Origin of the sequence: Microbacterium xanthum (assembly GCF_034531355.1) — a bacterium.
GTDB classification, from domain to species: domain Bacteria; phylum Actinomycetota; class Actinomycetes; order Actinomycetales; family Microbacteriaceae; genus Microbacterium; species Microbacterium xanthum.
Map to the genome: position 1 here is coordinate 74,335 of NZ_JAWHUE010000003.1, position 20,876 is coordinate 95,210.

Sequence of the window (20,876 nt, forward strand, 5' to 3'; positions counted from 1 at the left end):
GTCGCGCCGCTCACGCGGATTCGTCGAGCGCCGCGGGCCCCTCGGTGACGAGCAGGTGGAACTGGGCCGCGTCGATCACCCGTACGCCGAGCTGTTCCGCCTTGGCGAGCTTGGAGCCGGCGCCCGGGCCTGCCGCGACGAAATCAGTCTTCTTCGACACGCTCGACGCCGCTTTTCCGCCGGCGGTGATGATCGCCTCCTGCGCACCTTCGCGGGTGTAGCCCTCCAGCGTGCCGGTCGCGACCACGGTGACCCCCTCGAGGACCCCGCCCGATGCGGCCGCCGATCCCGGTCCCGGGTGACCGGGTGTCGCCAGTTGCGCACCAGCCGCGGTCCACCGTTGGACGATCTCCCGATGCCAATCGATCTCGAACCACGCCCGGACCGAGTCCGCGATGATGCCACCGACCCCGTCCACGGCCGCGAGCTCGTCGCGGTCTGCGGCACGGATCGCGTCGACCGACCCGAACCACTGCGCGAGCGCCCGCGCGGCGACCGGTCCGACATGACGGATGTTGAGGGCGACCAGGAACCGCCACAGCTCTCTGGTCTTGGCCAGCTCCAGGTTGGCCAGCAGCGACGTGGCCGCGGAGGACAGGACGAAGGCGGCATCGCCGTCGAAATCGCCGGACCCGTCGAATGGCGGGTCGGTGCGTTTGCGCTGTCGGCGGAAGGGAGACCGGGTGTCCGGCGTGCCGTCGTCGAGCAGACGCGGCAGACCCGTCTCCGCGTCACGGACCACCACGTCGATGCCGAACAGGTCACGCGCGGTGAGCTCGAACAAGCCCGCTTCGGTCACCAGCGGCGGAGCCTCCGGACGCACCGGCTGGGTGAGTGCCGCGGCCGAGACCTCACCGAGACCCTCGATGTCGAGCGCGCCTCGCGAGCCGATGTGCTCCACGCGCCCGCGGACCTGGGCCGGGCACGAACGCGTGTTGGGGCAGCGCAGATCGATGTCGCCTTCCTTCGCCGGGGCCAGGGTCGACCCGCACTCCGGACAACGGTCGGGCATCACGAACTCGCGCTCGCCGCCGTCGCGGAGTTCCACGACCGGACCGAGCACCTCGGGGATGACGTCGCCCGCCTTCCGCAGCACGATCGTGTCACCGATCAGAACGCCTTTCGCCTTCACGACGTCCTTGTTGTGCAGCGTCGCCTGGCGCACGACGGAGCCGGCGACCTTCGCCGGTTCCATCACCGCGAACGGAGTGGCCCGGCCGGTGCGCCCGACCGAGACGACGATATCGAGGAGCCGGGTGTTCACCTGCTCGGGCGGGTACTTGTACGCGATCGCCCAGCGCGGGGCCCGGCTGGTCGCGCCCAGCTCGTCGTGGAGGGCGAGGTCGTCGACCTTGATGACGATCCCGTCGATCTCGTGTTCGACATCGTGGCGGTGCGCGCCGTAGTACCGGATGAAGTCGTCGGCCCCGGCTGCATCCGGCACAACCTGGAAGTATCGGCTGATGGGCAACCCCCAGGAGGCCAGCAGTCCGTAGACCTCGCTCTGCGAGGCGACAGGCGGGTTCGGCCAGGCGCCGATCCCGTGCACCGTCAACCGCAGCCGCGACAGCCGTTCGTGCATCGCCTGCAGTTGTCGCTCGTTCTTGCCCTCTCGCTTCTGGCGCAGCGATCCAGACGCCGCGTTGCGCGGATTGGCGAACAGTCGGTCACCCTGCTCCTGCTGGAACGCGTTGAGGGATTCGAAATCGGTGACGGTGAAGAAGACCTCGCCGCGGACCTCGACCAGGGGCGGATGCCCCTCCCCCTCGAGCACGCTCGGGATGCCGTCGATCCCCCGCACGTTCTCCGTGACATCCTCTCCGACCCGGCCGTCCCCGCGCGTGGCCGCACTGGTGAGCGTGCCGTGCTCGTACCGAAGCGAAAGTGCCAGTCCGTCGATCTTCAGCTCGCACAGGAACGGCACCGCGCGGCCGGCGTCCCGTTCGACGCGAGCCGCCCAGGCGAGGAACTCCTCGTCGCTGAACACATTGTCGAGGCTGAGCATCCGCTCGGCGTGGGTGACCGGGGAGAACAACGTGCCGGCGGCCGCCCCGACGGTCAACGTGGGCGAGTCCTGGCCCTGCAGTTCCGGATGGAGGCGCTCGAGCTCGTCCAGCCGCGCCATCCAGCCGTCATAGGTGGCGTCGTCGACGATCTCGGCGTCGTCGCCGTAGTAGGCGTCGCGTGCGGCACCGATGCGGTCCGTGAGATCGCGGACTTCGTCGCGCGCCTGTTCGAGGGTCAGCTCAGCCCGTTCACCATCAGCCACCCCGTCAGTCTAAGGAGGCCCTGCGACACTGCCGCCGTCGGCGCGTCTCACCGGCAGAGGTCGCGCGGAAACGACGCGCGAATTCACGCGGGGACGGGGGCGGCCGACTCGGTCCGGTCGATCGTGAACTGGCCGAGGACGCGGGTGCCGTCGTAGAGCACGGCCGTCTGGCCGGGCGCGACGCCGTCGAACGGGGTTACGGGCTCGACGGTCACGAGATCGTCTTCGACCCATGCGCGCGCCGCGACCGGATCGGCGTGGGCGCGGATCTGCACGTGGCAGTCGAAGGCCGCCGCGGTCGGAGCCGCTCCGGCCCACGAGTGCCGCGCACCGGCGATGCGGGCGCACGCAAGGGCCTCCTTCGGACCGACGACGACGGTGTTCGACACCGGGCGGACCTCGAGGACGAACCGCGGCTTGCCGTCGGCGGCCGGCACCCCGAGCTGCAGCCCTCGCCGCTGACCGACGGTGAACGCATGGGCACCCTCGTGCGAGCCGACCACCTGTCCGGAGCGGTCCAGGATCTCGCCCCTCTCCGCGCCCACCTTGTCGGCGAGCCACCCGCGGGTGTCTCCGTCGGGGATGAAGCAGATGTCGTGGCTGTCGGGCTTGCGGGCCACGGTCAGTCCGCGCTGTTCGGCTTCGGCTCGGACGAGCTCCTTGGACGGCGTGTCACCGAGCGGGAAATAGGTGTGCGCGAGCTGCTCGGCGGTGAGGACGCCCAGGACGTAGGACTGGTCCTTCGCCGCGTCCGATGCGCGATGGAGTTCGAGACCGCCCTCCCCCTCGACCAGGGTCGCGTAGTGGCCGGTGCACACCGCGTCGAAGCCGAGTTCGACAGCGCGCTCCAGGAGCGCGGCGAACTTGATCTTCTCGTTGCACCGCATGCAGGGGTTCGGCGTGCGGCCGGCGCGATACTCCGAGATGAAGTCGTCGATCACATCGTCGCGGAACCGCTCGGAGAAGTCCCACACGTAGAACGGGATCCCGAGGGAGTCTGCTGCGCGACGTGCGTCCATCGCGTCTTCGATGGTGCAGCATCCCCTGCTCCCGGCACGAAGGGTTCCACCGGCGCGCGACAGCGCGAGGTGGACCCCCACGACGTCGTGGCCGGCATCGACCGCCCGTGCCGTCGCCACCGCCGAGTCGACACCACCGCTCATCGCCGCAAGGATCTTCATGCTTCCAGTCTAGGTCGGTGCCTTCGGCCCGATCCGTGCGGGTTCTCAGCGGGACGCCCGCGCTCGCGTGACGACATCGGGCAGGGCGGCGGCGAGCGCCTCGACGTCGGCTCCGGTGGAAGTGCGGCCGAAGCTCACGCGCAGGACCTGGCGGGCGGCGCGATCGTCGTAGCCCAGGGCCTGGACCACGTGGGACGGTTCGGGGACGCCGGCCTGGCACGCCGATCCGGTCGAGACGGCGACGCCGCGCTGGTCCAGCAGGAAGAGCATCGCCTCGCCGCCGGCCCCCGGGAAGTGCAGATGGAGATTGCCGGGGATGCGGTCCACGGGATCACCCAACGGCACCACGTCCGGAATCTCCCGGCGGATCGCAGCCAACGCCTGCTCGCGCAGAGCGGCGAGGCGCGCGGCCTCGTCCGCGAGCTCCGCGACGGCGAGTTCTGCCGCGACGGCGAACGCCGACGCCCCCGCGATGTCCTGCGTACCGGCGCGCAACGCGCGTTGCTGGCCGCCGCCGTGGAGCTGCGCGGACGGTTCGGCGTGGCGGGAGACCACCAGCGCCCCTACCCCCACCGGGCCACCGACCTTGTGCGCCGAGACGCTGAGGGCGACGAGACCCGTGGCACCGCGTGCATCCGCCCGCCAGGAGGCGAAATCGACCGGGAGATGACCGAACGCGGACACCGCGTCCAGATGCAGCGGGACGCCCGCCGTGGCCGCGGCGCGGGCCAGTGCGCCGGCGTCGTTTCGAGTCCCGACCTCGTTGTTGGCCACCAGGGCGGTCGCGATCGCGGCCCCCGGCAGGACCTCGGCGAAGCGTCCCGGCCGGATACGCCCCTGGGGGTCGAGCGGCACGGGCCGCACGCCGGCACCGCGAGACCCCGCGAGCCAGGCGACGGCGTCCCGTGTCGCGTGGTGCTCGCCGTCGGGCAGCACGATGTCCTCGGTGCCGTCCGCACGGACCTCCCACAGGCCTTTCACCGCGAGATTGACCGCTTCGGTGCCGCCGGAGGTGAACACCACCTCGATCGCGCCGCACCCGAGGACGGCGGCCAGGCGTTCCCGCGCCTCCTCCAGGAGGCGACGCGCACGTTGTCCCGCGGTATGGATGGCGGAGGCGTTGCCCGTCTCTGCCTGTGCGGCCAGCCACGCGTCCCGAGCCTCCGGTCGCAGGGGGGTGCCCGCGGCGTGATCGAGATAGACGACCATGCGTGCTCCTCCTCTCGCCGGCCTGCGCATCGCGCGGGTCGGGGCGTCACTACTCTAGATCGCATGTCCCCCGACCGGCCCACGGCAGCCGTGCCCGGCCTGCTGTCCCCCGCCCTCGACGACCTCGGCGTGACTCTTCACGACGGAGGCGGCACCCTGCGGGTGTGGTCCGGTCGAGCCGAGTCGGTCGAGCTTGTGGTCTTCGACGACGCGGATCTGGACTGGAGCGTCGCCGACGTGCCGCTGACGTCGGTCGGCGGCGGAGTCTGGAGCGTGACGAGCGAGCTGCTGCGCCCCGGGGCACGATATGCGGTGCGGGCCGACGGTCCACGAGGATCCGGCGACACCTTCAACCGCGGCACGCTGCTCATCGAGCCCTACTCGCGCGGCCTCGCCACCGGGGACGGCTACGAGGACTGGCGCTCGGTCGTCGTCGATCGAGGGTTCGACTGGGGTGAGGTCCGCAAACCCGGCACGCCCATGGATCGCACGGTCATCTACGAGGGTCACGTGAAGGGCCTCACCAAGCGACACCCCGCCGTGCCGCCCGCGCTGCACGGAACCTACGCCGGCCTCGCCCATCCGGCGATGATCGAGCACCTGCTGGAGCTGGGCGTCACCGCCGTCCAGCTCCTGCCCATCCACGCCTTCGCCACCGAGCCCCGCCTGCTGCAGCACGGCCTCGCCAACTACTGGGGCTACAACTCGCTCAACTTCTTCAGTCCGCACGCTGCCTACGCCACCGAGGAGAACCGCCGCAGAGGAGCGGATGCGGTGCTCCGCGAGGTGAAGGGCATGGTCAAGCTCCTCCACCAGGCCGGCATCGAAGTGATCCTGGACGTGGTCTACAACCACACCAGCGAGGAGGGCATCGGCGGTCCGAGGACGAGCCTTCGCGGACTGGACAATCGGGGCTACTACCGCCAGCAGGACGACGGGACCTACATCGATGTCACCGGCTGCGGGAACGCGGTGGACACCTCGACCGACGCCGCCGCACGCCTGGTCGTGGACTCGCTGCGCTACTGGGCCGAAGACGTGCAGATCGACGGATTCCGCTTCGACCTGGCCGCGACTCTCGGGCGTGATGCGGGACACGTGTTCACGCCCGAGCATCCGTTGCTGCAGACGATCCTCTCCGACCCCGCGCTGTCCGGCGTGAAGAAGATCGCCGAACCGTGGGATGTCGGCATGGGCGGCTGGCAGACCGGCAACTTCGGACCCGGATGGCACGAGTGGAACGACCGCTACCGCGACCGTGTCAGGAACTTCTGGCTGAGCGACATCGACTACGCCCGTCGCGCGGGTGTGACGCCGGTCGGGGTCGGCGGTTTCGCCACGCGCCTGGCGGGCTCCGCGAACACCTTCACCGCCGAACGCGGTCCACTGGCGAGTGTGAACTTCGTGACGGCGCACGACGGATTCACCCTTCACGATCTGGTCTCATACGACGTCAAGCACAACATCGCCAACGGAGAGCAGAACCGCGACGGCGCCGACACCAACCGATCCTTCAACCACGGTGCAGAGGGGCACACCACCGACGAGGGCATCCTGGCGGCGCGCCGCAAAGCGATGCGCAACCTCCTCGGCACCCTCCTGCTGTCCGCGGGTGTGCCGATGCTGACCGCGGGAGACGAAGTCGGGCGCAGCCAGCGCGGCAACAACAACGCCTACTGCCACGACTCCCCCCTCACATGGTTGTCGTGGGACCACGCAGAGTGGCAGTCGGACCTCAAGGCGCACGTCGCGCGACTGATCCGGCTTCGCGACGAGAACCCGGCACTGCGTCCCGTGCGCTACGCCCGGCGCGGCGAGCACGTCCCGTCCGCGTCGATCATGGAGTGGTACGACGAGACCGGGCGCACGATGTCGGACGAGCGCTGGAACGACTCCACCAAACGAACCCTGCAGTACGTGGCCTCCTCGACGCCGGAGAACGAGGAACGCAATCGCATCCTGTTGATCGTCCACGGTTCGGAGCACGCCGTGTCGGTCACGCTGCCCGAGATCGAAGCTGCCGACCGGTTCGTGCGAGTGTGGTCGAGCCTCGACGAACGGCCTCTGACGGAGGTCACCGAGCATGCCCCGGGCGATCGCATAGACCTCCCGAGTACGGGCATGGAACTGTTCCGCGTCGAGAGTGTCAACCCCCCGGGCTGAGCCTGTCGACCGGGACCCGGTCACGATAGGTTCGGAACCGTGGTCCAGTCGCGCACAGCACAGTCCCTGCCCTGGCGGAGCGCCGCCTCGATTTCGGTCCGCCCTGCGGCGGACTCCCAGCCCGGACGGGACACCGCGACCGGGCGCATCCCCACCACGTCCCCGTCGCCGTCGGTACCGGGCGGCTTCCGGCCATCGGCGTTCGTCGGTGAGGTCGTCCCGTTCGCCATCACCGCTTTTCGGGAGGGGCACGACAAGATCGGCGTGCAGGTTCGGCTGACGTCGCCCTCCGGCGAGAAGTCGCTGCATCGGCTGCGCCTCCTCGACGGCGGGATGGACCGGTGGTCGGCGGAGGTCGCGCTTCTGGAGCAGGGGCAGTGGCGGTACCGATTCGAGGCGTTCTCCGACGAGTTCGCCACCTGGCGACATGCCGCGGATCTGAAGATCGTGGCCGGCGTCGACACAGCGCTCATGCGCGAGATGGGTGCGCGTCTGTTCGATCGGGCCGCGACGGAGAGGACGCGCCCGGACGCGGAACGCGAGACCCTCAGCGCCGCCGCGCGACGCCTGCGCGACGACACCGTGGACGACTCCCTCGCGCACGCCATCGTCATCGATGAAGACATCGCCGCGATGTTCTGGCGCCGTCCGCTGACCACCCTGATGACACGTGGCGAGTCCCACCGGCTGCTCGTCGAGCGCGAGCGAGCCGGAGTGGGCGCATGGTACGAGTTCTTCCCGCGTTCCGAAGGCGCCACCAGACTCCCGGACGGGTCGATCCGCAGCGGCACCTTCACCACCGCCGCCGAACGCCTCCCGGCCGTCGCGGCCATGGGTTTCGACGTGCTCTACCTCCCGCCCATCCATCCCATCGGGCGCACCAATCGCAAGGGGCCGAACAACACCCTCGACGCCGGAGCGGTCGACCCCGGGTCCCCGTGGGCCATCGGGTCCGCCGAGGGGGGACACGACGCGATTCATCCGGATCTCGGCACCCTCGCCGACTTCCGTTCGTTCGTCTCGGCCGCGCGGGATGAAGGCATCGAGATCGCCCTCGACCTCGCCTTGCAGGCGTCCCCCGACCACCCGTGGGTCGCCGAGCATCCGGAGTGGTTCACGACGCTCCCCGACGGGTCGATCGCCTACGCCGAGAACCCCCCGAAGAAGTACCAGGACATCTATCCGATCAACTTCGACAACGATCCCGTCGGGATCCGCGCCGAAGTGCTGCGCATCGTCCGGCACTGGATCGCCCAAGGCGTGCGCATCTTCCGCGTCGACAACCCCCACACCAAACCGCTCCAGTTCTGGGAGTGGCTCATCGCGACGGTGAATGCCGAGGACCCCGACGTGGTCTTCCTCGCCGAGGCGTTCACCCGGCCCGCTCCTCTGCAGGGCCTGGCCAAAGCCGGCTTCCAGCAGAGCTACACCTACTTCACCTGGCGCAACGAGAAGGCCGAGCTTGAGGAGTTCCTCGACGGGCTCGCTCACGAGACGGCCGACTTCCTGCGGCCGAACCTCTTCGTGAACACCCCGGACATCCTCACCGAGTACCTCCAGTTCGGGGGGCGTCCGGCCTACGCCATCCGGGCCGCGATCGCGGCGACGGCGGCACCGGTGTACGGCGTGTACGCCGGCTATGAGCACTACGAGAATGTCGCTCGACCCGGTTCCGAAGAGAACATCGACAACGAGAAGTACGAGTACAAGATCCGCGACTGGCAGGGTGCGATCGACAGCGGCGACTCCCTGGCGCCGTTCCTCACGCGCTTGAACGAGATCCGCCGCGCACACCCCGCGCTGCGTCAGCTGCGGAACTTCTCCACGCACTGGAGCGATGACGACGCCGTGCTCGTGTACTCCAAGCATCTCGATGCCGCCGTCAGTCCCAGCGGGGTGGCCGACACGATCATCGTCGTCGTCAACGTCGATCCGCACTCGGTGCGCGAGACGACCGTGCACCTCGACACCCGGATCTGGGGCGTCGACCCCGGCGCCGAGTTCGACGTCGAAGACCTCGTCAGCGGTGCACGGTGGACCTGGACCGACCACAACTACGTGCGGCTGGATGCGTTCACCGAACCGGTGCACATCCTGCACGTGAAGGAGGCGTGATGCCACTTCTGGACGACTCCCTGCTCGACGCCGTCGCGACCGGCAGTCACCACGACCCGCACTCCGTGCTGGGCTTGCACGCGTCTGCCGACGACGAGGGCGGCGCCACCTGGACGGTGCGGGCCAGACGACCCCTCGCGCGCAGCGTCACCGCGGTGTTCGACGACGGCACGCGCGTGCCGCTCGAACACGTCCGCTCGGGCATCTGGGAGGGCACCCGCGGCGGACGCGCCGGCGCGTACGAGATCGTGGCGACCTACGAGGACGCGCCGGATTGGCGCACCGACGACCCGTATCGCCACCCGCCGACGATCGGCGAGCTGGACCTCCACCTGATCGGAGAAGGCCGGCACGAACAGCTCTGGCTCGCCCTCGGTGCGCACCCGCGCGAGACCGGCGGCAGTGCGGGTGTCGCCTTCACGGTGTGGGCGCCCAATGCCCAGTCGGTGCGGGTCATCGGCGATTTCAACGGTTGGGACGGTTCCGCCCACGCGATGCGGTCGATGGGTTCCAGCGGCGTGTGGGAACTGTTCGTGCCGGGCATCGATGCCGGGGTGACGTACAAGTTCGCCCTGCGCACCAAGAGCGGCGCATGGGTCGAGAAGGCCGACCCGATGGCGCGCTGGGCGGAGGTCCCGCCCGCGACGGCGTCCGTTGTCGTGGACAGTACCTACGAGTGGCAGGACGACGCGTGGATGGCCGAACGAGCCGAGACCCCTGCGCTCTCCCGCCCCCTGTCGATCTACGAGCTGCACCTCGGCTCCTGGCGGCCCGGCCTGTCCTACCGCGACGCCGCAGACCCGCTGGTCGACTACGTCTCGGCGCACGGCTTCACCCATGTCGAGTTCCTGCCGCTGGCGGAACACCCGTTCGGCGGATCGTGGGGATACCAGGTCACCGGCTACTACTCCCCCACGAGCAGGTTCGGGCATCCCGACGATCTGCGCTACCTCATCGATCGACTGCACCAGGCCGGCATCGGCGTGATCATGGACTGGGTACCGGGTCATTTCCCGAAGGACGAGTGGGCACTGGCACGGTTCGACGGAGAAGCCCTCTACGAGCATGCGGATCCGCGTCGAGGTGAGCACAAGGACTGGGGCACCCTCATCTTCGACTACGGCCGCAACGAGGTGCGCAACTTCCTCGTGGCCAACGCGCTGTACTGGTTGCAGGAGTTCCATGTCGACGGTCTGCGGGTCGACGCCGTGGCATCGATGCTCTACCTCGACTACTCCCGCGAAGCGGGCGAGTGGGAGCCCAACGTCCACGGCGGCCGCGAGAACCTCGAGGCCATCCGCTTCCTCCAGGAGGTCAACGCTACCGCGTACCGGCGTTACCCCGGAATCTCGATCATCGCCGAGGAGTCGACGAGCTTCCCCGGCGTCACCGCGCCGACCGATCACGCCGGGCTCGGGTTCGGGTTCAAGTGGAACATGGGGTGGATGAACGACTCGCTGCAGTACATCGCCCGCGATCCGATGTATCGCAGCCACCACGAGGGAGAGCTGTCGTTCTCCTTCGTGTACGCGTTCAGCGAGAACTTCATCCTGCCGATCAGCCACGACGAGGTGGTCCACGGCAAGGGGAGCCTGTTCGGGCGGATGCCCGGCGATCACTGGCAGAAGCTCGCCAACATGCGCGCCTTCCTCGCCTTCATGTGGGGTCATCCCGGCAAGCAGCTGCTGTTCATGGGTCAGGAGTTCGGGCAGATGTCCGAGTGGTCCGAGGGCCGCAGCCTCGATTGGTGGATGCTCGATCAGCCCAGTCATGCGCAGCTCGCCGCTTTCGTCGCCACGCTCAACGGCGTCTACCGCGACCAGTCGGCGCTCTGGTCCCGCGACAGCGACGGTGCTGCGTTCTCACGCATCGGGGGGCCGGTCTGGAACCCGAACGTCATCGCGTTCGCGCGCCGCGACCACCACGGGAACACCGTCGCCGTGGTGTGCAACTTCTCCGGAGTGCCGGTCCGGCCGCACGAACTCGACCTTCCGGCGGCCGGGGTATGGCGCGAGATCCTCAACTCGGATGCGCAGGAGTACGGCGGATCAGGCGTCGGGAACATGGGGGTGGTTCACGCAGATGAAGCCGGTCGCGCCTCGATGGTGCTCCCGCCACTAGGCGTTCTGTGGCTGCGCCACGAACCCGACGCGCACATCCCCTCACCCACCCGGGACTGAGACGCGTCCGCCCCGGCCGCAACGGCCGGGGCGGCGCCTCGTCCTCGGAGGATTCGTCGTCAGAACATCAGCGAGGCCAACTTCGCCCGCGCTCGGACGACCCGCGGATCGGCGTCGCCGACGACCTGGAACAGCTCGAGCAGGCGGGCTCGCACGGGCGTTCGGTCATCGCCGTACAGTGCGCCGAACAGTTCCAGCAGCCGCGCGAACGCGTCCTCGATGTGGCCGCCCGCGACATCCAGATCCGCCACCAGCAGTTGCGCGTCGACGTCCGTCGGGGACTCGGCCGCGGCCGCGCGCGCGGCGTGCAGGTCAGCGCCCTGGACGCGGGTGAGCAGATTCACCTGAGCCAATCCGGCTTTCGCATCGGCGTCACCGGGGTTCTCGCTGATCGCGGACTCGTAGGCCCGAGCCGCCCGCGCGTAGTCGCCTGCTTCGATCGCGGCGTATGCCTCGGCGTGAGCGGGCGGCAGCGGTGGCTCTTCGGTGGAGTCGTCGTCGGTGGCCGCATCATCGGGCGTGACCGTTCCGGTCACGCCGTTCTGTGCCGCAGCCTGAAGAAGCTGGCCGAACACCTCCCGAACCTGTTGCTCGGGTACCGCACCCTGGAACAGCGGCACGGGCTGTCCGGCCAGGAGGGCCACCACCATCGGGATCGACTGCGCGCGGAACCCCTGCGCGAGCTGCGGGTTCGCGTCGACGTCGACCTTCGCCAGCACGACACGTCCGCCGAGCTCGACCGTCACCTTCTCCAGGATCGGGCTGAGCTGCTTGCACGGTTCGCACCACTCGGCCCACAGGTCGACGACCACCGGGACGGTGCGCGACAGCTCGAGCACCTCCGCGAAGGTCGCGTCTGTGACGTCGCGCACGAGTGCGGACGTGGCTCCGCCGCCGGAGGCGGGGGGCGCCGCCGGGTCGGGGCGGTTCCGGAGGGAAGACAGGTCGACGGCACCGCGCATCGCGGCCGCCATGGAGGCATCGCTCACTCAATCACCTTTGCGTCGAGGATGTTCGAAACGTATCCGAGGAGTCTGATCTTCTCGCTCGACCCCTGGCCGGGGACGTAGAAGAACAGCTGGTCGACATACACGGTACTGAATCCCTCGGAGGATTCGTCGACGCCGGTCAGCGTCTGCACCGTGGGGTTGTTGTCGAGTTTGATGACGGCGTCCTCGTCGGTCGCCCTGACGGTGTCGATCTCTTCGATCGTCACCGCGACGATCGCGCCGCTCTCGAGGGTGGCCAAAGCGGCGGGTTCTTCCGCGCCAGGCTCGGTCGAGAACGTCAGCTCACCGGTGGATTCCGCTGTCTCGTTGAATTCGTCGAGGCGTTTCTGCCGGTCGGCGGCGACCCCGATGCGGAACTGGTCCTCATCCAGTTCGAACAGCGACGCGTACTCGCTGTCCTCACCGTTGTTGATGATGTCGGCGTAAGCGGCGGACAGCTCCTGCGGTTCGAGGATGAGGAACGGCGAATCGGGCTGCACCTGGGTCGCCCCCACGTAGACCGGCGCGAGGTCGGGAAGAGTCGTGTCGGCTTCGAGGTACGAGTAGTACTCGAGCGTGTAATCCGACCATGGGTCCTGCTGACGGAGGAACATCGTCGTCGCCGCGGTGCCCTCCGGGTCGTTGACCACGGCGAGGAAGGTGCGGGGCCACCCGTCGGTGGCCTGCGGGAGGACGACCTCGAGCGGCGTCGTCGGAATCGCCGGCAGCCCCTCCCGGTCATCGATCGCGTCCTGGAGGGTGTACAGCGTCTCCCGTTCGGCCAGCGGTGCGCCGGAGAGCCGGGTGGCGGCGAGGTCCGGGTCGTGGGCCTCATCGGCCTCCGCCACGGTCGCGGCGACGCGTTCGAGGATGCGCTCGGCCTGCGGTCGGGTGACCGCCGGCGCCTGCTGACCTTCGGGAACGATCACCGAGGCGGTCGGCGAGGGCGTCGGGGTGGGGCCGAAGTCCGGCCATGCATCTGCGGAACAGCCGCCGAGGGCCAGTGCGGTCACGGCCACGACGGGAAGCGCGACCATGCTCTTCCTGCCCTTCCCCAGAGCGCGGCGGGCAGGGGTGGCGCTGATGACGCCCTTGTCGGGGTCGTCGACGCGGACATCGATCGGTTCGGTGGCCGGGAGCGGGAGTCCTTTTCGCCGGGGGCCGCGGGAGCGGCGGACGTGGCGGATGCCGAGCCCATACAGGAGCAGTCCGACGGCCATCAGGACGGCGCCGCCGACGATGAGCGGACCCGCCCACGGGGTGCCGTTCTCGATGGGCCACGACACGCTGAGATCGGTGGGGGCCGCATCGGTTCCGTCGGTGGCGACGAGCACGCTCATCTCGGCGGGCAGTTGCAACGGCGCGATGAGGAGGTCCTCCTGCTGGAACTCATCCAACCAGAGGTCGGAGCCCACCGGATCGCGGCCGGGCGCCGCCTCGCCGGACGTGTCCTCCTCGTCGGCGGTCTCTTCACCTTCCGCGGCCTCGGGGCTCGAGGTGGACTCGGGCACAGCGGGCTCGACGGATGCGGTGGCGATCTCCCCCGCGTCGTCGGCGGTCACGTGGGCGTACTCGGCGTCGGCCAGCCAGGCTTCGAGGTCGGCGGTCCGGCCGTAGGCCGCGAAGAGCTCGCCCTCTCCTTGGACCCGGAGGGTCTGCGGCCCCGGGAGTGCCGTCATCGCACCGCCGTCGATGAGGACGTACGGCACCCCCTCCTCGACGTCGAATTGCGCGGTCTGTGCATCCGGCCCCTGGAAGACGGTGCGTTGCGCGATCCCCGCGCCGATCATCACCGCGGCGAGGACGAACGCCACAACGGCCCACACGAATCGCAAGGGAACACCTCTCCACGTCCGCTCGGGTGCGTGCGCAGACGTCAATCGACGTTCCAGACTAGCGGAGGAGACCTGAAAGGCCACCGAACAGCGTCGATGCGCCGACTCGGCGGCGACGATGCGTATCCTGACTCCACAGGGCCACGGCCGAGGCAGGAGACCGCGTGAAGATCCATAACCCGTTCCGGGTCGCGTTCCTGGCGACGCTCGGTGTCGGCCTCGGCCTGGTGCTCATCGGCAGCATCCAGACCCTGTCGACGATTCTTCTGTACGTCGGAACGGCGCTGTTCCTCTCGCTCGGGCTCGACCCGGTGATCTCCTTCCTCGAACGGCGCCGCCTGCCGCGGTGGTCGGCCGTCCTGATGACGATCCTCGGCGTGCTGGCTCTGTTCGCCGGGATCGTGCTGGTGATCGTGCCGCTCATCGTGTCGCAGATCTCCCAACTGGTCGCGGCCGTCACGCGTCTGGTGGAACGCGGCACCTTCTTCGACGACCTTCGCTCGTGGCTTCAGACGACCTTCCCCACCCTCGACGTCGACGTGGTCTTCGGGTTCGCCGAGGAGTGGCTCAACACGAACGTCGCCGAGATCGGCGGGTCGATCGGCCAGAGCGTTCTCGCCTTCAGCGGGGCGGTGCTGGCCGGCCTCACCGGCGCCTTCATCGTGCTGATCCTCACGATCTACTTCACAGCCTCGACCCCGAGCCTCAAACGCGCCGTGTACCAGCTGGTGCCCGCATCGAAGCGCGCACGATTCATCGACCTCGCAGAGCAGATCACCGACTCGGTCGGCTACTACGTGATCGGCCAGCTCTCCCTCGGCGTGCTCAACGGCGTGCTCAGTGCCGTCTTCCTCTCGATCATCGGCGCCCCGTTCCCGGCGGTGCTGGCAGTGGTGGCCTTCCTGTTCTCCATCATCCCGCTCGTGGGTACTCTCACCGGCTCGACGATCATCGTCCTGCTGTGTCTCATCCCGGGGCTCGGCAGTCCCACCACCGCCGTCATCGCCGCGGTGTACTACCTGATCTACATGCAGCTCGAGGCGTACGTGATCGCGCCGCGCATCATGGGCCGTGCCGTGTCGGTCCCGGGCGCCGTCATCGTCATCGCCGCACTGGCGGGGGGATCGTTGCTCGGCCTGCTGGGCGCGCTCGTGGCGATCCCGGTCGCCGCGAGCATCCTCATCCTCTACCGGCAGGTCCTGATCCCGCGGCAGAACGAGCGCTGATTCAGCCGCGCTCCGACGCGGCGCCGCTCCACTCGATCGGAAGCGGAAGGGCATCGGGATTCACGGCGGCGACGATCTCGGTCAGCACGCGACGCGTCTGCGACTCCCCCACCCACAGGTGCTTCGCCCCGTCGACCGCGATGAGGTTCGCCTGCGGAACCGACGAGAAACGCTGCATGGCTTCCTCTGGCCGCAGGAAGTCATCGAACTCGGGCACCAGGATCACGAGCGGTCGCGCCTCTCCCGCCCACGCGGCGACCTCCTCTTCGGTCGCCCGATGCAGCGGGGGCGAGAGCAGGATGTATCCCTCGGCCGCGTGGTCACGCCCGTACTTCAGGGTCAGCTCTGTCCCGAACGACCACCCCACCATCCACGGTGCCGGCAGACCTCGTTCGCGGACGAAATCCATCGCCGCCGCGACATCGAACGCTTCGGCACGACCGCCGTCGAACTGTCCCTCGCTCGTGCCGCGCGGAGACGAGGTCCCCCTCGTGTTGAACCTCAAGACGGCGAGGTCGGCCAGGGCAGGCAAGCGCGCTGCCGCCTTCCGGAAGATGTGCGAATCCATGAATCCGCCGGCCGTCGGCAGCGGATGCAGGGTCACCAGCGTCGCCCGCGGCACACGGTCGACGGGAAGGGCGAGCTCCCCGACGAGCGTGAGCCCATCGAGCGTCTCCAACTCGATTTCCTCGCGACGGGCGGGAAGCATGAGCGGTCCGCGAATCTCCATCAGCTGATCCTCCAGCAGGCGTTGTGCCAGTGTCGTCGCGCCTCCAGATCGGCGCGGTCGCCGAGGACCCCGTCGGCGCGCCATGCGACCACATGCGCCGTCCCGGCTGCGATCGTCCGCCCGCATCCGGGACAGGTGTACTCCTTGACAGACTGCGCACCCGAGACGGGCTGCACCGTCCATGCGGACCCGCGGCGCACCTCCGTCCGCTTCCATCCGGCCAGAAGCCGCTCGAACGATGCGTCGCCCGCCGTGGAGTCCCGGCGCCGACGGTTGGACCGCGGCATCGGTCAGTACCAGCCGACGGCCTGGGAGTGCCCCCATGCACCGCACGGCGCGCCGTAGCGCCCGCCGATGTATCCGAGGCCCCAGGCGATCTGCGTCGCGGGGTTGGTCTCCCAGTCGGCGCCGGCACTGGCCATCTTGTTGCCGGGGAGGGACTGGGGGATGCCGTACGCGCCGCTCGAGGCGTTGTAGGCGTTCACCCGCCAGCCGGACTCCTTGTTCCACAGCGCCACCAGACACGAGAACTCGCCGTCGCCCCACCCGCGGGCGGCGACCATGTCGTACGCGATCGCCTGCGCCGAGCCAGGATCCGGGGTGACGAACGGCGGCGCCCAGCCTCCTGCGGACGAACCGGACGACTCGGTGTTGGCGGCCGCCACCGGTTCGGGCGTCGGGGTGGGCGTGGGTGTGACGTAGACCTCGTAGTTCCCGCGGTCGAAGGTCGGGACCTCATCGTCGTCGGCCGCCGTCACGAGCGTCTGCACGTCACCGAGGGTGCTCGCGTACAGCGTCACCGGCTGCGCGGCCTCAGCACCGGCTTCGCTCACCGCAAGACCGGTGGGCCCGGCATATGCCACGACGAACCCGAAGGCCGCGACGGTGGCGAAGACCGCCAGGACACCGCGACGGCGCGACCATCGCGGAGTCGGAACGGCTGAGGGTGCGCGGGACGCGGATGCGGGCACGACGTCACGTCGCGAACGTCGCGTCGGCGTCAGGTCGCTTCCCTCAGTCACAATGACCCGATTCTAGCGACGCGGCCCGGTGGTGTCATCCGACTCGCGGTGGTCAGCGCACGGCGAGCATCACATCGACGACGGCGTCGAGCACCGCGTCGACCTGCGCTTCGCGGTACCCGCCGCGTTGCATGCGGAACGCCACGGAACGGACCTGTTCGACCGAGACCGGCTCGCCATCGGCGAGGTAGCGCGCCAGCTTGTCGCCGACGAGGTCGACCTCGTCGATCCGATATCCGTAGCGGAGCGCGCTCACGCGGTCGAACCGGCGACCCTTGCGACGGGTGAGCCGGTCGAGCACTTCCTGTGCGGTTTCGCGGGTGGCCCCCACCCACTCCTCCACGCCGCCGTGCGCGAGCGCATCCTCGCGCTCGCGGGCGGCGAAGGCGTCCTCGATGCGCGCCAGGGCGGCATCCACGGCGGCGATCGCGTACCCGTGACGCGCCAGCGGGAAGGCGACGCGACGGATGTCCTGCGCCGTGAGCGTGTCCGGACCGTCACCCTCGAAGGCGCGACGCGCGCGGGCGAGGAATTCGTCCACGGCGTCGCGGTCGTAGCCGCGGGCGCGACCCTGTACGAGCGGGAAGGATGTGCGGTCGGAACGGTCGGCCGACGTCGTCGCCGTGGTCGTCATGTCACCGCCAACGGAGTGAGGAGGTAGAAGAGGGCCAGCGCGACGGTGACCGACGGGAGGATGGAATCGAGGCGGTCCAGCACGCCGCCGTGGCCCGGCAGCCACGAGCTCATGTCCTTGATGCCCATGTCGCGCTTGATCATCGACTCCCCCAGATCACCGGCGGTCGCGGTGGCCAGCACCGCTGCTCCGAAGATGAGTCCGGTCCACCACGGCAGTCCCAGCATGAAGATCGAGGCCAGGACACCGGCTGCGAGAGCGGCCAGGGCGGCACCGCCGAATCCCTCCCAGGTCTTCTTGGGGCTGATCTTCGGCGCCATCGGGTGGCGTCCGAGCGTGAGTCCGCTCACGTATGCGCCCGTGTCGGCGACGACGGCGATGAGGATGAAGGTGATGATCCACCACTCGCCCCCGTCCTGCCGGAGCAGGACGAGCGAGAGGCTGGCCATGAACGGCACGTACAACTGGACGAAACCGCCGGTCAGCACGTCTGCCAGCACATCGGCGGGAGACCGCTCGTCGACGGCGACCATCTGAGCGATCAGACGCCAGACGGCCACCACGACCACGGCGACGAAGGTCATCACCCAGTGCAGCCAGAGGTCCGCCAGCAGACCGGACAGCGCCAGCACGACACCCGCACCGACCTGCGGGGCGACATCGACGCGACGTCCCGCGACGTTCAGCGCACGGGTGATCTCGAGTACGCCGAAGACCGTCGCCACGAGCGCGAAGAGGATGAAGATCCACTTCAGCAGCACCAACGACAGCAGCAGGACTCCGCCGATGGCGAGGCCGATCAGGATCGCGACGATCAGATCGCGTCCGGTCCGTTCCTTGATGCGCTCGTTGGCCTGATCGAACTCGGCCCGCGCATGGGCCATCTGCGACTCGACTCCCGTGCGCATCGCCCGCATGTGCTCCTGGAACGCCTGCGACGGATCTTGCCCTTCGGAGAGATCGGGACGCGACGGCGGGGCGTCCCTCCGCGGCTGCGGCGGAACGCCCTCGTCGTCCGGCGACGCGCCGGGAGTGTCGGTCATCTGGCGGTCAGACCTCGAGCAGTTCCGCCTCTTTGCGCTTGAGCGCCTCGTCGATCTCATCGACGTGCGCGCGCGTCAGGGCGTCGAGCTCCTTCTCCGCGCGGACGAGCTCGTCCTCGCCGACATCGCCCTTGAGCGCATCGAGGTCGTCCTTCATCTTGCGCCGGATGCCTCGGACATGGACTTTGGCGTCCTCGCCCTTGGTCCGCACGATCTTCACGAACTCCTTGCGACGCTCTTCGGTGAGCTCGGGCATGGTCACCCGCACGATGTTCCCGTCGTTGGTGGGGTTCGCGCCGAGATTGGGAGTGTCTCGGATCGCCTGCTCGATGGCCTTCAGCGCGGACTTGTCGTAGGGCGTCACGATCAGCGAGCGTGCCTCGGGGTTCGCCAGCGAGGCGAGTTGGGCAAGCGGCGTCGGGCTGCCGTAGTAGTCCACGAGGATCTTCTGGAACAGCTGCGGGTTCGCCCGTCCTGTGCGCACCGTGGCGAAGTCTTCTTTCGCCGCCTCGACGGCACGGTCCATGCGCGCTCCGGCATCCGCCATCACGTCAGCGATCACAAGTGACTCCCATCGTTAGAACCGAACACCCAGTCTAGTCAGCCGGCACGGCTCACGCCGTGACGAGCGTGCCGATCGACTCGCCGAGCAACGCCCGCGTGACGTTGCCGGCCGGCTCCATCCCGAACACGCGCATGTCCATGCGGTTGTCCATGCAGAGACTGAACGCCGTCGAGTCGACGACCTTCAGTCCGCGCTGGAGCGCGTCGAGGTACGTGATCCGATCGATCCGCGTCGCCGAGGCATCGGTGCGCGGGTCGGCCGTGTAGACCCCGTCGACGCCGTTCTTGGCCACCAGCACCTCGGCCGCCCCGATCTCGAGCGCGCGTTGGGCGGCGACGGTGTCGGTGGAGAAATAGGGAAGCCCCGCGCCGGCGCCGAAGATCACGACACGACCCTTCTCCATGTGCCGTTCGGCGCGGCGGGGGATGTAGGGCTCGGCGACCTGCGTCATCGAGATGGCGGACTGCACACGTGTGGCGGCGCCGGCCTGCTCGAGGAAGTCTTGGAGTGCGAGGGCGTTCATCACCGTACCGAGCATGCCCATGTAGTCGGCGCGCCCGCGATCCATACCGCGCTGACTGAGTTCGGCGCCGCGGAAGAAGTTGCCGCCGCCGACGACGACGGCGATCTCGACGCGATCCACCGCCTCGGCGATCTCGCGGGCGATCTGAGAGACCACGTCCGGGTTCACCCCCAGCGCTCCCCCGCCGAACGCTTCTCCAGAAAGTTTCAGCAGGACGCGCCGGCGTCCGGTCGCTTCATCGATCACGTGATTCCTCTCGTCGCGTACAACTTATCGAAGGGCATGAGAAAAGGCCCGCACCACCGAGGCGGTGCGGGCCTTCAACGGTGTCAGGCCCCGACCTTGAACCGGGCGAAACCGGTCAGCGTCAGGCCTGCATCGGCGGCGACCTTGGCCACCGACTGCTTGTTGTCCTTCGCGTAATCCTGATCGAGCAGGGCGACCTGCTTGAAGAACGCGTTCACACGTCCCTCGACGATCTTCGGAAGAGCAGCTTCGGGCTTGCCCTCGTTGCGGGAGATCTCGGTGACGATCTCCCGCTCCTTCTCGACGTCGGCCTCGGGGACCTCGTCACGCGAGAGGTAGGACGGGTTCGCGAACGAAATGTGCTGCGCGAGGCTCCGAGCGGTCTCGGCGTCGTCGCCCGAGTAGGCGAGGACCACGCCGACCTGCGGGGGCAGATCCTTGCTGGTCTTGTGCAGGTAGACCTCGAAGTGGTCGCCCGACAGCGTGCGCACGCGGCGCAGTTCGACCTTCTCGCCGATGATCGCGGCCTCGTCCGAGATGAGCTGGTCGACGGTCTGACCCGACGCGTCTGCCGCGAGGGCGGCCTCGGCCGAGTCCGCCCCGGCAGCCGCCGCGGCGTCGAGGACCTTCTCGGCCAGCGCGCCGAAGCGCTCGTTCTTGGCGACGAAGTCGGTCTCGCAGGCCAGTTCGATGAGGGTGACGGCGCCGTTGAGCTCGCGCGCGGCGACGAGGCCCTCGCTGGTGGAGCGGTCGGCGCGCTTGGCGTTGCCCTTCGCACCCTTCAGACGCAGGATCTCGGTGGCCTTCTCGACGTCGCCGTCGGCCTCCTCGAGCGCCTTCTTGGTGTCGACCATGCCCGTGCCGAGCTGCTCGCGCAGCGCCTTGATGTCGGCGATCGTGAAGTTTGCCATGGGTGGCGGCTCCTTGTTCAGGTGATTCGTGTTCC

17 protein-coding genes are annotated in these 20,876 nt (G+C 68.9%); 4 read left to right on the forward strand and 13 right to left on the reverse strand.

Annotated features, from left to right (window positions below; translation table 11 throughout):
• Positions 1-10: 10 nt before the first annotated feature.
• From ligA to RZO50_RS10390, 3 genes are all read right to left on the reverse strand, one after another.
• Positions 11-2,269 carry an NAD-dependent DNA ligase LigA gene (gene ligA, locus RZO50_RS10380; RefSeq protein ID WP_322599661.1) on the reverse strand — a complete coding sequence of 753 codons (2,259 nt, stop codon included), beginning with the start codon at positions 2,267-2,269 and terminating at the stop codon, positions 11-13.
• Positions 2,270-2,352: 83 nt separating this feature from the next.
• Positions 2,353-3,450 (reverse strand): tRNA 2-thiouridine(34) synthase MnmA, encoded by a 1,098-nt coding sequence (mnmA, locus tag RZO50_RS10385; protein ID WP_322599662.1) that lies wholly within the window; start codon positions 3,448-3,450, stop codon positions 2,353-2,355.
• Between the two features lie 45 nt (positions 3,451-3,495).
• Positions 3,496-4,659, reverse strand: coding sequence for a cysteine desulfurase family protein (locus RZO50_RS10390; RefSeq protein ID WP_322599663.1), 1,164 nt, complete (start codon positions 4,657-4,659; stop codon positions 3,496-3,498).
• A gap of 63 nt (positions 4,660-4,722) precedes the next feature.
• On the opposite strand from RZO50_RS10390, the gene glgX reads away from it, so the two are divergent.
• Genes glgX through glgB form a run of 3 tightly spaced genes read left to right on the forward strand, consistent with a single transcriptional unit; the run spans position 4,723 to position 11,117 of the window.
• Positions 4,723-6,822 (forward strand): glycogen debranching protein GlgX, encoded by a 2,100-nt coding sequence (glgX, locus tag RZO50_RS10395; RefSeq protein WP_322599664.1) that lies wholly within the window; start codon positions 4,723-4,725, stop codon positions 6,820-6,822.
• A 39-nt stretch (positions 6,823-6,861) separates the two neighbouring features.
• Positions 6,862-8,937 carry an alpha-1,4-glucan--maltose-1-phosphate maltosyltransferase gene (locus RZO50_RS10400; RefSeq protein ID WP_416211592.1) on the forward strand — a complete coding sequence of 692 codons (2,076 nt, stop codon included), beginning with the start codon at positions 6,862-6,864 and terminating at the stop codon, positions 8,935-8,937.
• Positions 8,937-11,117: a 1,4-alpha-glucan branching protein GlgB gene (glgB, locus tag RZO50_RS10405; protein WP_322599665.1), complete on the forward strand. Its 2,181-nt coding sequence runs from the start codon at positions 8,937-8,939 to the stop codon at positions 11,115-11,117. The genes RZO50_RS10400 and glgB overlap by 1 nt, the downstream gene beginning before the upstream one ends.
• A gap of 59 nt (positions 11,118-11,176) precedes the next feature.
• Here the strand turns inward: glgB and RZO50_RS10410 are convergent, their stop codons facing one another.
• Positions 11,177-12,091 carry a tetratricopeptide repeat protein gene (locus RZO50_RS10410; RefSeq protein ID WP_416211599.1) on the reverse strand — a complete coding sequence of 305 codons (915 nt, stop codon included), beginning with the start codon at positions 12,089-12,091 and terminating at the stop codon, positions 11,177-11,179.
• An 11-nt stretch (positions 12,092-12,102) separates the two neighbouring features.
• Positions 12,103-13,932: a glycosyl transferase gene (locus RZO50_RS10415; protein ID WP_322600022.1), complete on the reverse strand. Its 1,830-nt coding sequence runs from the start codon at positions 13,930-13,932 to the stop codon at positions 12,103-12,105.
• Positions 13,933-14,105: 173 nt separating this feature from the next.
• Here RZO50_RS10415 and RZO50_RS10420 point away from each other — a divergent pair, with 173 nt between their 5' ends.
• Complete coding sequence (locus RZO50_RS10420) at positions 14,106-15,167, forward strand: AI-2E family transporter (RefSeq protein ID WP_322599667.1); 1,062 nt, start codon at positions 14,106-14,108, stop codon at positions 15,165-15,167.
• Position 15,168: 1 nt separating this feature from the next.
• Here RZO50_RS10420 and RZO50_RS10425 read toward each other — a convergent pair whose 3' ends face one another.
• From RZO50_RS10425 to tsf, 8 genes are all read right to left on the reverse strand, one after another.
• The gene (locus RZO50_RS10425; RefSeq protein WP_322599668.1) at positions 15,169-15,897 is read right to left on the reverse strand and encodes an alpha/beta hydrolase; all 729 of its coding nucleotides are present in this window, start codon (positions 15,895-15,897) and stop codon (positions 15,169-15,171) included.
• Positions 15,897-16,184 (reverse strand): hypothetical protein, encoded by a 288-nt coding sequence (locus RZO50_RS10430; RefSeq protein WP_322599669.1) that lies wholly within the window; start codon positions 16,182-16,184, stop codon positions 15,897-15,899. Before RZO50_RS10430 ends, RZO50_RS10425 begins: the two co-directional genes overlap by 1 nt.
• A gap of 3 nt (positions 16,185-16,187) precedes the next feature.
• On the reverse strand, positions 16,188-16,919 hold the full coding sequence (locus RZO50_RS10435; protein ID WP_322599670.1) for an aggregation-promoting factor C-terminal-like domain-containing protein: 732 nt from the start codon (positions 16,917-16,919) through the stop codon (positions 16,188-16,190).
• Between the two features lie 52 nt (positions 16,920-16,971).
• On the reverse strand, positions 16,972-17,553 hold the full coding sequence (locus tag RZO50_RS10440) for a DivIVA domain-containing protein (protein ID WP_322599671.1): 582 nt from the start codon (positions 17,551-17,553) through the stop codon (positions 16,972-16,974).
• Complete coding sequence (locus tag RZO50_RS10445; protein WP_322599672.1) at positions 17,550-18,596, reverse strand: phosphatidate cytidylyltransferase; 1,047 nt, start codon at positions 18,594-18,596, stop codon at positions 17,550-17,552. The genes RZO50_RS10440 and RZO50_RS10445 overlap by 4 nt, the downstream gene beginning before the upstream one ends.
• Before the next feature lie 7 nt (positions 18,597-18,603).
• Positions 18,604-19,158, reverse strand: coding sequence for a ribosome recycling factor (gene frr, locus RZO50_RS10450; protein WP_322599673.1), 555 nt, complete (start codon positions 19,156-19,158; stop codon positions 18,604-18,606).
• A 52-nt stretch (positions 19,159-19,210) separates the two neighbouring features.
• Entirely contained in the window at positions 19,211-19,930 is a 720-nt protein-coding gene (gene pyrH / locus RZO50_RS10455) for a UMP kinase (RefSeq protein ID WP_322599674.1), read from the reverse strand.
• A gap of 83 nt (positions 19,931-20,013) precedes the next feature.
• A complete protein-coding gene (gene tsf / locus RZO50_RS10460; RefSeq protein WP_322599675.1) occupies positions 20,014-20,841 on the reverse strand; it encodes a translation elongation factor Ts in 828 nt (275 codons plus the stop codon).
• Positions 20,842-20,876 lie beyond the last annotated feature (35 nt).

What these genes read in the sequence shown, in the direction of transcription:
- RZO50_RS10445 (WP_322599672.1), bottom strand. Translation starts at nt 18,596, where the DNA reads ATGACCGACACTCCCGGCGCGTCGCCGGACGACGAGGGCGTTCCGCCG.
- RZO50_RS10440 (WP_322599671.1), bottom strand. Translation starts at nt 17,553, where the DNA reads ATGACGACCACGGCGACGACGTCGGCCGACCGTTCCGACCGCACATCC.
- glgB (WP_322599665.1), top strand. Translation starts at nt 8,937, where the DNA reads ATGCCACTTCTGGACGACTCCCTGCTCGACGCCGTCGCGACCGGCAGT.
- RZO50_RS10430 (WP_322599669.1), bottom strand. Translation starts at nt 16,184, where the DNA reads ATGCCGCGGTCCAACCGTCGGCGCCGGGACTCCACGGCGGGCGACGCA.
- RZO50_RS10390 (WP_322599663.1), bottom strand. Translation starts at nt 4,659, where the DNA reads ATGGTCGTCTATCTCGATCACGCCGCGGGCACCCCCCTGCGACCGGAG.
- glgX (WP_322599664.1), top strand. Translation starts at nt 4,723, where the DNA reads ATGTCCCCCGACCGGCCCACGGCAGCCGTGCCCGGCCTGCTGTCCCCC.
- mnmA (WP_322599662.1), bottom strand. Translation starts at nt 3,450, where the DNA reads ATGAAGATCCTTGCGGCGATGAGCGGTGGTGTCGACTCGGCGGTGGCG.
- RZO50_RS10410 (WP_416211599.1), bottom strand. Translation starts at nt 12,091, where the DNA reads ATGGCGGCCGCGATGCGCGGTGCCGTCGACCTGTCTTCCCTCCGGAAC.
- RZO50_RS10425 (WP_322599668.1), bottom strand. Translation starts at nt 15,897, where the DNA reads ATGGAGATTCGCGGACCGCTCATGCTTCCCGCCCGTCGCGAGGAAATC.
- tsf (WP_322599675.1), bottom strand. Translation starts at nt 20,841, where the DNA reads ATGGCAAACTTCACGATCGCCGACATCAAGGCGCTGCGCGAGCAGCTC.